Annotated in this window: 12 protein-coding genes; 7 read left to right on the top strand and 5 right to left on the bottom strand. The window is 63.7% G+C overall.

The window, feature by feature from the left end; genetic code table 11:
• Nucleotides 1-2: 2 nt before the first annotated feature.
• The 4 genes from ACFO3A_RS02785 to ACFO3A_RS02800 form a co-directional block, all read right to left on the bottom strand.
• On the bottom strand, nt 3-1,043 hold the full coding sequence (locus tag ACFO3A_RS02785; protein WP_377723802.1) for a branched-chain amino acid ABC transporter permease: 1,041 nt from the start codon (nt 1,041-1,043) through the stop codon (nt 3-5).
• Between the two features lie 84 nt (nt 1,044-1,127).
• On the bottom strand, nt 1,128-2,270 hold the full coding sequence (locus ACFO3A_RS02790) for an ABC transporter substrate-binding protein (RefSeq protein WP_377723804.1): 1,143 nt from the start codon (nt 2,268-2,270) through the stop codon (nt 1,128-1,130).
• 295 nt (nt 2,271-2,565) lie between these two features.
• Nucleotides 2,566-3,048, bottom strand: a complete 483-nt coding sequence (locus tag ACFO3A_RS02795; RefSeq protein ID WP_377723805.1) for a MarR family winged helix-turn-helix transcriptional regulator — start codon at nt 3,046-3,048, stop codon at nt 2,566-2,568.
• A 187-nt stretch (nt 3,049-3,235) separates the two neighbouring features.
• Nucleotides 3,236-4,210, bottom strand: a complete 975-nt coding sequence (locus ACFO3A_RS02800) for a helix-turn-helix domain-containing protein (RefSeq protein WP_377723807.1) — start codon at nt 4,208-4,210, stop codon at nt 3,236-3,238.
• Nucleotides 4,211-4,325: 115 nt separating this feature from the next.
• Here ACFO3A_RS02800 and pobA point away from each other — a divergent pair, with 115 nt between their 5' ends.
• On the top strand, nt 4,326-5,498 hold the full coding sequence (pobA, locus tag ACFO3A_RS02805) for a 4-hydroxybenzoate 3-monooxygenase (protein ID WP_377723809.1): 1,173 nt from the start codon (nt 4,326-4,328) through the stop codon (nt 5,496-5,498).
• A gap of 265 nt (nt 5,499-5,763) precedes the next feature.
• On the opposite strand, the gene gloA is transcribed toward pobA, so the two are convergent.
• A complete protein-coding gene (gloA, locus tag ACFO3A_RS02810) occupies nt 5,764-6,180 on the bottom strand; it encodes a lactoylglutathione lyase (protein ID WP_377723810.1) in 417 nt (138 codons plus the stop codon).
• 66 nt (nt 6,181-6,246) lie between these two features.
• Here gloA and ACFO3A_RS02815 point away from each other — a divergent pair, with 66 nt between their 5' ends.
• From ACFO3A_RS02815 to ACFO3A_RS02840, 6 genes are all read left to right on the top strand, one after another.
• A complete protein-coding gene (locus tag ACFO3A_RS02815) occupies nt 6,247-7,023 on the top strand; it encodes an HDOD domain-containing protein (RefSeq protein ID WP_377723812.1) in 777 nt (258 codons plus the stop codon).
• 57 nt (nt 7,024-7,080) lie between these two features.
• Nucleotides 7,081-7,998 (top strand): alpha/beta hydrolase, encoded by a 918-nt coding sequence (locus ACFO3A_RS02820; protein WP_377724322.1) that lies wholly within the window; start codon nt 7,081-7,083, stop codon nt 7,996-7,998.
• Nucleotides 7,999-8,016: 18 nt separating this feature from the next.
• Entirely contained in the window at nt 8,017-8,481 is a 465-nt protein-coding gene (locus ACFO3A_RS02825) for a GNAT family N-acetyltransferase (protein WP_377723814.1), read from the top strand.
• A 711-nt stretch (nt 8,482-9,192) separates the two neighbouring features.
• Nucleotides 9,193-9,768: a fimbrial protein gene (locus tag ACFO3A_RS02830; RefSeq protein WP_377723815.1), complete on the top strand. Its 576-nt coding sequence runs from the start codon at nt 9,193-9,195 to the stop codon at nt 9,766-9,768.
• A 370-nt stretch (nt 9,769-10,138) separates the two neighbouring features.
• Entirely contained in the window at nt 10,139-10,705 is a 567-nt protein-coding gene (locus tag ACFO3A_RS02835) for a fimbrial protein (RefSeq protein ID WP_377723817.1), read from the top strand.
• Nucleotides 10,706-10,778: 73 nt separating this feature from the next.
• Nucleotides 10,779-11,540, top strand: a complete 762-nt coding sequence (locus ACFO3A_RS02840; protein WP_377723819.1) for a fimbrial biogenesis chaperone — start codon at nt 10,779-10,781, stop codon at nt 11,538-11,540.
• Nucleotides 11,541-11,632: the final 92 nt, after the last annotated feature.

Raw genomic sequence — 11,632 nt, forward strand, 5'->3', positions numbered from 1 at the left:
TGTCAATGCTCCTCGCCAGCGTGGGGCGAACGCAGCGAACGCCACAGCAGCACCGGCAAAACCAGGGTGAACACGATCACCTCCTTGAAGGCGCTGGCCCAGAACGAGCCGAAGGCCTCGATCACCCCCACGCCCAGCGCCCCCAGCAGGGCGCCGGGGTAGCTGTGCAGCCCGGCCACCACGGCGGCGACGAAACCCTTGAGGCCGATCAGAAAGCCCGAGTCGTAGAACACCGTGGTGGTCGGCCCGATCAGCAGGCCCGACAGCCCCCCGATCAGCGCCGCCATGGCAAAGGTGAGCTGGCCCGCGCCGGTGGTGGAAATGCCCATCAGCCGCGCCCCCAGGCGGTTCACGGCGGTGGCTTGCAGCGCCTTGCCGTACAGGCTGCGCTCGAAGAACAGCCACAGCAGCACGATCAGCGCCGCCGAGGTCAGGAAGATGATCAGCGCCTGGCCGCTGAGCGACAGCGGCCCCAGGTTCAGCCGCGCATCCCAGAACGACGGATTGCGAAAGCCCTCGGCGCCGAAGAACAGCAAGGCCAGCCCCGTCATGGCGAAATGTACCCCCACCGAAATGATGAGCAGCACCAGCGTACTGGCCCCGGCCAGCGACTGGTAGGCCACGCGGTAGATCAGCGGCCCGTAGGCGGTGACGATGGCCAGCGACAGCAGCGCCTGCACCACCAGGGGGAAGTTGTGCGGCGCAGCCCACAGCCCGACCAGGCCCACCACCAGCGCCGGCAGGCCGGTCAGCAGCGCAGCCCGCACGGCCAGCCCGGCGTTGCGGCGGTGCTGCCAGACGGTGACCAGCTCCATCAGCGCCGCTACGGCGGCCAGGATGAACAGCAGCCACACCGTGCCGGGCACCTGCCCGGTCTGGAAGATGGCCAGCGTAAGTGCGCCGTAGGCGACGAATTCGCCCTGCGGAATGAAAATGACCCGGGTGACCGAGAACAGCAGGACGATGCCCATGCCCAGCAGCGCGTACACCGCGCCATTGGTCAGTCCGTCCACCGTCAGCACGCCGGCAATGGTGAAATCCATGGCTGAAATCCCAAAAATTCATGGCCTGTACGCACGCGGAAGCCGTTGCGCTTCCGTGGGGCCAGGCCATGCAAAAGAAACGATTTAAGGGGCGACCTTGAACTCGCCGCCGACGACCTGGAGCATCACTCCGGTTTCATTGGTAAAGCCCCAGTGGTCGGCGGGCGTCCACTCCAGCACGCCTTGCGAGACCACGGTGCGGCCCATGTTCTCGATGGCATCGCGCAGCGCGGCGCGGAACTCGGGCGTGCCGGGTTGGGCTTTGGGCAGCGCGGCTGTGGCGGCCTTGTCCAGCACGGTGTAGGCATCGAAGCCGTGGGCGGCAAACTGGGTGCGCGTGTTCGGGCCGTAGGCTTTTTCATACGCCTGCACGTAGGCGATGGACAGCGGCTTGGACGGGTGGCTGTCCGGCAATTGCTCGGCCAGCGGGCCGGGGCCGGAAACCACGTAGGCCCCCTCGGCATCCTTGCCGGCGGTACGCATCAGGTCGCGCGTGGCCGCAGCGTGGGTCTGGTAGACCTTGCCCTGGTAGCCCCGCTCCTTGATGGCCTTTTGCGGCATCCCGGCACCGCTGCCCGAGGCGACGATCAGCACCGCATCGGGCCGGGCCGAGGCGATTTTCAGCGCCTGGGCGGTCACGCTGGTGTCGTTGCGGCCAAAGCGCTCGGTCGCCACCAGCTGGATGCCGACCTTGGCCGCAGCGTCATTGAAGCCCTTGAGCCACAGCTCGCCATAGGCATCGGTGTAGCCCAGGAAACCCACGGTCTTCACGCCTTGTTTGTGCATGTGCTGCACCAGCGCATGGGCCATCACGCCGTTGCTTTGCGCCAGGCGGAACGTCCATTTGTCCTTGCCCGGCGGCAGCGCTGCGGGGGAGGTGGCCAGTTGCAGCGTGCCCGAGGCGGCCGCCGCATCGGCCATGGCGATGGCCACCGGCGTGGCCGCCGAGCCGATGATGACGTCCACCTTCTCCTCGGTCACCAGGCGCTGCGTGGCCTTGACGCCGGCCGTCGGGTCGCTGGCGTCGTCCAGCGTGATGACCTTCAGGTTTTCGCCCGCCAGGGTCTTGGGCCAGATGGCAATGGCGTTCTTGATCGGAATGCCCAGGCCGGAAGCCGGGCCGGTCAGCGGCAGAACAACGCCGACGGTGATGTCGGCATGGGCCAGCCCGGTCAGCGCCAGGGCCAGGGCGGCAGCAAGGGAGGAAGGGCGCAGGGGGATAAGCATGGTGGGGGTGTCTCCTGAGTTGGTTTTGCGAAAGCCCGTGCCGATGGATTCACAGGACTTGCTGCTTATTTTGATTATGAAACATAACTAATTCAAGTCAAGGACGCCCATTTTTCATTGGGAGTTACCCTTGCCACGCCCACCCCTTGTCACACCCGCGAAGCTCCCGCCTGCACCGGGGATGAAGGTCGATTTCAGTTCCCGTCCCGCCATGCGGCAGCCGCCGCCGGGCAGGCCGGGCGGCGGGGCAGTGGCAGGAGGGGACGGGGGGTTCGCCGGGATGCCGGGCGGAAGATCAGTCGTAGACCTTCTGCAGCAGGCGGATCAGGGTCTTGCGCTCGCTGGCGGTCAGGTTGGCCGTGGCATCGACTTCCAGTTGCGCCACGGCCTGCTCGGCTTCGGTGGTGAGGGCTTCGCCGTCCGGCGTCAGGTACAGGCCCATGGCCCGTCCGTCGCTGGGGTGGGGGCGGCGTTCCAGCAGGCCGCGCTTTTCCAGGGCCGTGACCAGGCCGACCAGGTTGGGCGGCATGATGCTCAGTGCCGCGCAGACATGGCGGGACGTCAGCCCCGGGTTGTGCGCCAGCAGCGACAGCACCGAGAACTCCACCACCTTGAGTTCGTAGGCGGCCATGCGCTCCATGAATATGCCGATGATGTGCAGCGCCGCCCGCCGCGCGTTGTAGCCGACCTGGGTGCGCAGGAAGGAGATGTCGATGCCCTCGGTATCGGTGCCGGGCGTGGTGGCGGAACGGGGTTTGGTGGAACGAAGGCGGGGCATGGGAGCAAAAGCGGCGGAAACAGGGGGTGCAGGGATGGATGGGTGGGGTTTGTAGATGCTGGCGACCTTGGGCGCAAGGGTCAGGGCTATTTTTTACTAAAAAAGGAGCTTCTTCCGATTGAAAACAAAGGTTTTCAAGGTATTTTTATCTTGAAACCAATGTATGAAAAGCACAAGCAGCTCCTGATTATGAAGTCAAAGGTACTTGTGGAGCGGCCTCCGCCCCGATGGCTGCCTGCCGGTAGGCGGCCGGCGCCTGGCCCGTATGGCGCCGGAAGAAGCGGCTGAAGTAGGCCGGATCGCTGAACCCCAGGTCGAACGCCAGTTGCGATACCGGCGCCTGCACATGCACCAGCAGGCGGCAGGCTTCGCGCACCAGACGGGCGTGGACGACGTGCTGGGCGCTGTGCCCGGTCTCGGCCCGCACCAGGCGGTTGAGCCGCTCGGCGGACAGGCCCAGCTGGTCGGCATAGCGGGGAATGGGCCAATGCTCGGTGTAGTGCTGTTCCACCAGCACCAGCCAGCGCGTGTACAGCGCATGTCGGCCCTGCACGCGCGGCGGGCCGTCGCAGCGCGAGCGCCATTGCGCCAGATGCCACAACACGCTGCACGCCAGCCACAGCGGCACCGGCGCGGGGTGGGTGGCGGCAGGGTGCTGCGCCTCGGCGTGCAGGGCCTGCCACAGCGTCTGCAACTGTTGGGCGATGGCGTCCTGGGCCGGCAGGGGCAGGGCGGTCGGGGTGGCAAACAGGGTGTGCAGGGCGGTGCCGATGGTGCTGCCGTCCTGCTCGGCCAGCACGCTGGCGTCGAAGGTCAGCACATAGCCCTCGGTGTGCGGGGCAAAGCGAAAGGCGTGCGCCACGCCCGGGGGCACCACCAGGGCCAGCGGGCCGGTGCCCTGGATACGTGTTTCGTCCAAGAGGGCGTGTACGCTGCCCTGCCACACCCACAGCAGCTGGTGCAGGCCGTGGTGGACGTGGGCGTCGATCTCCCAGTCGTACAGGCGGCTGCGCGAGACGATGGATTCGATGTGCAGCATCCGCAGCATCCCGCTGCGCCCCTCGCCATACAGGGCGAATACCGGCAGGCGGCGCAAGCTGCGCCGGGGCCTGGCAGCGGGCTTGACCGAAGCGTGGGGAAGGGGGGAAGGCGGGTGTGACATGCGCGCCAATGTACGCGAAAAGTACCAGCCATTGCCGTGTTTCGTCCACGCAAGCCGAGGCCGGTTTTTTGACAATAAAACTTGTCTTAAGTCAATTTTTCAGGAGACATTTTTCATGAAGACACAAGTTGCCATCATTGGCGGCGGCCCTTCCGGCCTGCTGCTGTCCCAATTGCTCGACCGCAAGGGCATTGCCAACGTGGTGCTGGAAAAGCACACCCGCGACTACGTGCTGGGCCGCATCCGTGCGGGCGTGCTGGAGCATGGCTTTGCCGCGCTGATGCGCGAGGCCGGCGTGGGCGAGCGCATGGACAGCGAGGGCGAAATCCACGAAGGCTTCTACATCGCCACCAATGGCGAGCGCCGCCGCGTCGATCTGCATGGCCTGACCGGCGGCAACTCGGTCGTGGTGTACGGCCAGACCGAAATCACCCGCGATCTGTACGATGGCCGTGAAAAATCCAAGGGCCAGGTGATCCACGAAGCCCTGGACGTGCAACTGCACGGCATGGAAACCGATGCGCCCTACGTCACCTACCGCAAGGATGGCGAAGACCTGCGCATCGACTGCGACTACATCATCGGCTGCGACGGCTACCACGGCGTCAGCCGCGCCAGCATCCCCGCCGACCGCATCCGCACCTACGAGCGCGTCTACCCCTTCGGCTGGCTGGGCCTGCTGTCGCACACCAAGCCGGTCTCGCCCGAACTGATCTACGCCCGCCACGAGCGCGGCTTTGCGCTGTGTTCGCTGCGCTCGCAGACCCTGAGCCGCTACTACGTGCAGGTGCCACTGACCGACAAGGTGGAAGACTGGTCGGACGACCGTTTCTGGGGCGAACTGTCCAGCCGCCTGCCCGAAGACGTGGCCGCCAGCCTGCAAACCGGCGCCTCGATCGAGAAAAGCATCGCCCCGCTGCGCTCCTTCGTGGCCGAGCCGATGCGCTACGGGCGCCTGTTCCTGGCCGGCGATGCCGCGCACATCGTGCCGCCCACCGGCGCCCGCGGCCTGAACAGCGCCGCCTCGGACGTGTACTACCTGTACCACGCCTTCCTGGCGCACTACCACGAGGGCGACTCCAGCGGCCTGGACGCCTATTCGGACAAGGCGCTGGCGCGGGTCTGGAAGGGCCAGCGTTTCTCGTGGTGGATGACCAACCTGCTGCACACCTTCCCCGACCACATCCCCTACGACCGCAAGTTGCAGCAGACCGAGCTGGACTACCTGTTCTCCTCGCGCAACGCCCTGGCCTCGCTGGCCGAGAACTACGTCGGCCTGCCGTTCTAAGAACCTGTTCACGATCTCCGCGCGGGTGTGCCGTCGCGGCCTCGGGCGCTCTGCGGCGTTGCAAATCCTCGCCATAGCACCGCTATGGCTGCGGTCTGCGCCTAGCAGATCATCCCGATCCGCATCCCGCACCCCTTCGCGCCAAGATCGTGAACAGGTTCTAAACAGCCGCAACACGCCCCTGGCCTGAATGCCATTGCCCCTTGCTCCACTGCCGCAACAGTGGAACAAGGGGCATTTTTGTGGGCCGCTCGTGCGGCTGAAACTAGCGCAGGCCGGTACCGGCAGCGCTGCTGTCCCGGCGCTCGATCAGCTCGATCTTGTAGCCGTCCGGGTCGGTGATGAAGGCGATCACCGTGCTGCCGCCCTTGACCGGGCCGGGTTCGCGGGTGATCTGGCCGCCGGCGGCGCGGATTTTGTCGCACGCGGCGTAGGCATCGGGCACGCCCAGGGCGATATGGCCGTAGGCGTTGCCCAGGTCGTAGCTGTCGGTGCCCCAGTTGTAGGTCAGCTCCAGCTCGGCCTGGGCCGGGTTGCCGCCGCCGAAGCCCAAAAAGGCCAGAGAATATTGGTACTCCGGGTTTTCCGAGGTGCGTAGCAACTGCATTCCCAGAACCTGGGTGTAAAAATCGATGGAGCGTTGCAGGTTGCCAACGCGAAGCATGGTGTGAAGAAATTGCATACCGCTATTGTGCGGTAGCTTGCTATTGGATGTGCGTACTGTCGAAGAACCCGAAAATGCCCCTTTATGCACCTACCTGAAAAATTGCCCCTGCCGTGCCAGCCACGGGTGGTTGCGCTGCTGATGAACGAGCTGCGCCAGGAAATGCCCAGCCTGCGCCGCCTCAATCAGCTCTTTGGCAGCGACCCGGTGCTGGCCGCCTGGCTGCTGGCCCAGGCGAATGCGGGCGTCTACCAGTTGAGCGGAGCGGTGCAGAGCATCCCCCAGGCGGTGGCCCTGCTGGGGGTGGCCCAGTTGCGCGGCCTGCAAAAAAAGGCCTACGGCCACATCGCCCAGCGGGTGGTGGGCCTGGAGCAGCTGGGCGCCTTCAGCAGCGCCTGCGCCCGGCTGGCCCGCAGTCTGGCGCAGGCGCTGTCGCTGGATGGCGGACTGGTTTATGCCGCCGGGCTGCTGCATGGCCTGGGCTATCTGGTGGTGCAGCACACGCCGGTGCAGGCGGTGACGGGATTGGCCCCCTGGGACCCGCTGCGTCCCCACTGGGAAGAAAAAAACCTGGGCTATACCGCCGCACAGGCCGGCGCCCACCTGTTGCAGCAGTGGGGGCTGCCCGCGCCGCTGACCCGCCTGATCGACGAGCTGGAGCATCCGCTGGACATGGCCGAGTTCGACCCCCTGGTGGCCGTGCTGCACCTGGCCGTCTGGGTGCAGCGCGGGTATTACTCGCACTGGCCGGAGCGGGAAATGGTGCGCAATTTCCCGATCGAAGTGGCCCTGGCCGTGGGGCTGGACATGGATGTGGTGCTGCAACAGGAAGCGCCCGACTGGTCGCAGTCGGTCTATTGACGATGGATGGCCATGGTGAGCAATGATTTGACGAACGATTTCCCCCTGACCCCGGCAATGGCCGGGGTGCTGCGCGGGCTGGCGCGGGCCGCCCGGCCTGCGCTGCATACGCTCACGCCCCGGCAGGCGCGGGCCGCCTACGCTGCCGGCAGCGACGTGCTGGAAGTGGACAAGCCCGCCCTGGCCCGGGTGCAGCCCCTGGCGCTGCCGGCCCGCGATGGGGCCGGGCTGCCCGCCACCCTGTTTGCTCCGCGCACGGCTGCCCGGCTGCCGGTGCTGCTGTACCTGCACGGCGGCGGCTTCACCATCGGCAGCGTGCAGACGCACGAAGTGCTGTGCCGCACCCTGGCGCAGCAGGCCGATTGCGCGGTGCTGGCGCTGGACTACCGGCTGGCGCCGGAGCATAAATTTCCCACCGCGCTCAACGATGCCTGGGATGCCTTGCAGTGGCTGGCCAGCCACGGCGCAGGCCTGGGGCTGGATACGCAGCGCCTGGCCATCGGCGGCGATAGCGCAGGCGGCACCCTGGCGGCGGTCTGTGCGGCGCTGGCCCGCGATGCCGGGCTGGCCTTGGCCTTGCAGATGCTGATTTACCCCGGCACCAGTGCCCACCAGGACAGCGCCAGCCAGCAGCGCTATGCGCACGGCCTGGTGCTGGAGCGGCTCGCCATCGACTGGTTCTTCGGCCATTACCTGCGCAGCCCGGCCGACCGGGAGGACTGGCGCTTTGCCCCGCTGCTCCTGCCCGATGCCCAGGGCCTGGCCCCCGCGCACTTCTGTCTGGCCGAACTCGACCCCATGGTCGATGAAGGCATCGAATACGCCGACTTGCTGCGCATGGCCGGCGTACCGGTGAGCCTGGAGATTTACAAGGGCGTCACCCACGAGTTCATCAAAATGGGGCGAACCCTCCCTGAGGCGCGGCAGGCCCATGCCGATCTGGCCCAGGCATTGCGCCTAGCCTTTGGCGCGTAACAAGAAAGAGTAAAGATGATGTCTTCCGAATCCCCCCTGCGCCTGCGTCTGCAATTGGGCGCGTGGAACGACCTGGGCCGTTTTGCCAGCCCGCTGCGCATGGCCGTGTTTGTGCGCGAGCAAGGCGTGCCGCCCGCGCTGGAGATGGATGAACTCGACCCCCTGTGCCTGCACATCGTGGCCTTCGACGCCGGCGGGCAGGCCGTGGCCACGGGGCGGCTGCTCAAAGACCCGGACACTCCCGGCACCGCCAAGATCGGCCGCATGGCCGTGGCCCAGGCCGTGCGCGGCCAAGGGGTGGGGCGGCAGGTGCTGGATGCCCTGGTGGCCGCCGCCCGCCAGCGCGGCGATACCCAGGTCGTCCTCAGCGCCCAGCTCCATGCCCGCAATTTTTACGCCCAGGCCGGTTTCGTCGCCGAAGGGGAGGTGTACGAGGATGCCGGCATTCCTCACATCACCATGCGCAAGCACTTGAACACATAAAAATGGGAGCTGCCAGCGCAGCATCCATCAGCGAAAAGCCCGTTTTTCTTCAATATCTTATGACACACCCGATCTACGAGGTGTGCGCAGATGACCGCCGTCGCCAGCGTCGGTAGCGGCGTTTCGTGGATGGCTTGTCGATGCCTTGCCTGGCAATTCTGCTGGACATGGCCAACTTGCCCGGGTGCTACCGGCGGCGCTTGGGCTTGCTAGTCGTAGCCCTTGCGGCATGAAACCTTGATGGTCGCCAGCGAGGTGGGCCTTGCAAGACCTCCTTGTGCCCGGTATTCAATTCATGCGCCTCCACCGGAACATCCTGGAGGCATGCCGGTTCGCGCCGCTGACGAGGAGTGCCAACGGCGGAATCCCCCCAAGCATCTGCTGGCCCCTTTGGAAATACCTATGGGCTATTGATGATGCGAGCGCCACCTCTGATCAAGGGCATGAAACATAAATGCTTTGTGCAGATTCGCAGGCAAGTGACGTTAGTTCCTCTTAATACTGCACGATGGCTGACTTTCAGAAAATTCTTATTTAGAGCTGATTGTAGATTAAGAATCCTCTTATATCTTAGGCGGGAGAGATCTATAAAGTATCAACTGTGCTCAGTGCAAAAGCACAGAACACAACTGCGATAGAGCTTTTAACTGCGACATGTGCGCAACTGGCTCCATCGATCGACCAACCCTCATTTCATAGAGATCTAGGAAAATGAAAAAAGCTATCCTCAGCATCGCTGTCCTGTCCGCCCTGGGCTTCTCGGCCATGTCTCACGCCGCCACCGTTGGTGCTTCCGGCATGATCAACTTCACCGGCTCTATCAACGCCGACTCCTGCGTTGCTCACTCCAACGGCGCAGGTAGCGCTGGTGGTGCCAACCTGACCTATGACATGGGTGCGGTTTCCAAGAGTGCTCTGGGCACCGAGGCAACCCCCAATGCTTCCGCCGGCAGCAGCAGTACTTTTCCTGTTTCCATGAACCTGGCACTGGAATGCTCGAGCGGTACTTCGGTTGAACTGAAGCTGACCCCCACCGTTGTCTCGGGTAAGGGTATTGGCCTGGCTCCTGTTGCTGGTGCCGCTACCAACGTGCAGATCATGCTGATGCAAGCTGGTCAGGCACTGGATTTCACTTCCGGCTCCGTGACCCTGGATGCTCCCCTGGTCAATGGCGTGGCTAGCGTTCCCCTGATTGCTTACTACACGCTGCAAGCTGGTAAGACAACTACCGATGTGGACGCTGGTACCGCCAACGGTTCTGCTGCTTACGTTCTGTCGTACGACTAAATCGGCTTCTCTTTCGCAGGCTGAATGGCCTGCGAAAGAGGCTGCATGAAAAGAGTAACCGGGGCTTTGGCGATTCTTTGATTGATTCACGCAATTCGGGTCCATCGCCTCGGTTTTTCTTGCAGACAGATTCGGGAGTTTCTACTCAGGAGGGTTTTATGCAGGTCTTCTGCTGCCCCGGATGGCATTTATTGGCATCGCTACAGGCTTGGCAGTGACGAACAGGACTTGTCCGGAGCTTGCGGTAATCACAAACTTTATTTCGGTACTCTTTTCGGCCGTGCTTTGCATTGAGCAAGCCATCAACCGGGATATGCGTGCAACCGGCTTCAGCGATCGTCTCTCCCTCACCTCATAGGTTTTAACAGAAATGAAAAAGGCAATCCTCAGCCTTGCCGTTTTTTCCGCTTTAGGTTTCTCCGCCGTTTCTCACGCTGCCAGCATTGGAGCAACCGGCAACATCAGCTTCAACGGTGGGCTCACTGCAGAAACATGTTCCTTGGAAAACAGTGGTGCTACCGGGACTGGCGGCAATCTGAGCTACGACATGGGTGTGGTGACAACGAAGTCTCTGGGCTCCGAAGCTGCGCCCGCCACCCCTGTAACGGTCGGCGGCATTGCCTCGTCCACCACCATGAATCTGAAACTGGCTTGCGCCAGCGGCTCTTCGGTTGAGCTGAAGCTGACCCCCACCACCCGCGTGAACAAGGGCATCGGCGTGAGCGGCGGCGCAACCAATGTGCAGATCATGCTGATGCAAGGCTCCAGCACTTTGGACTTCAGTACCGGCTCCGCGACCTTGACCGCTCCGCTGAGCGGCGGCGTTGCCAACTTTGTCCTGAATGCTTACTACACGCTGCAAGCCGGCAAGACTATCGCCCAAGTGACGACTGGTTCTGCTAACGGTTCTCTTGCATACGTTCTGTCTTATAACTAAAAACTAAATCGGTTTCCCTTTCGCGGGCTGCATGTTCAGTTCTGCGGAAGGGCTTTCATGGAAGGCTCACACAGTGACCGTATCTCGTATTCATACCTTCGCTCGGCGCGTGCTGCTGGCCCTGATGCTCACGGGCGCTGTCGGTGCATATGCCGATATCTCGCTCAACACCACCCGCGTCATTTTCGACGGCAAGAACAAAGAAGCCAGCCTGGTTGTGCGCAACGGAGCCAATCCCGTTCTGATCCAGTCCTGGCTGGAAAGCAATACTCCTGGCGACAAGGGCGAGCTGCCTTTTGCCATCACCCCGGCGCTGGCCAGAATGCAGGTCAACGGCCAGCAGCTGCTGCGCGTGCTGTATGCCGGCGGTGCCAACGCCATGCCTTTGGACCGCGAGTCGGTGCTGTGGGTCAATGTGCAGGAAATTCCGCAACAGGCGGAAGCAGAAAACACCTTGCAGATCGCCATTCGCCAGCGTATCAAAATGTTTTTTCGGCCCACAGGCCTTCCAGGCTCGGCCGCAGAAGCGCCCTCGGCCCTGCGCTGGAGCATAGACAGCGCTGACGGCAAGCAGGTTTTAAAAGTGCAGAACCCAACAGCGTTCCACGTCTCCACCACGGGCATCGATATGGGCTCTGACGCCGACAAGCAGCGCATCAGCGAGGCCGTCATGATTGCCCCTGGAGAAAGTAAGACCTTTGCGCTCAAGAGCGGCACGGTTCCCGCTTCTTCGGTGAGCTTCACGGCCATCAATGATTACGGCGGCTCCCAGTCGTATCAGTCACCCATCGGCGGCGCATTGCCAGCACAGGCAAGCCAGGCCACCGAGCCTTAGCCAAAACTAAAAACCAGGCGCTGCGTGCCTACCTTCGCGGGATCCTACAACCGAAGACTCGTGAGTCTGGATCGCTGAGGTGATCCCGGGCG

This window comes from Comamonas nitrativorans (genome assembly GCF_042654765.1).
Classification (GTDB): Bacteria; Pseudomonadota; Gammaproteobacteria; order Burkholderiales; family Burkholderiaceae_C; genus Comamonas; species Comamonas nitrativorans.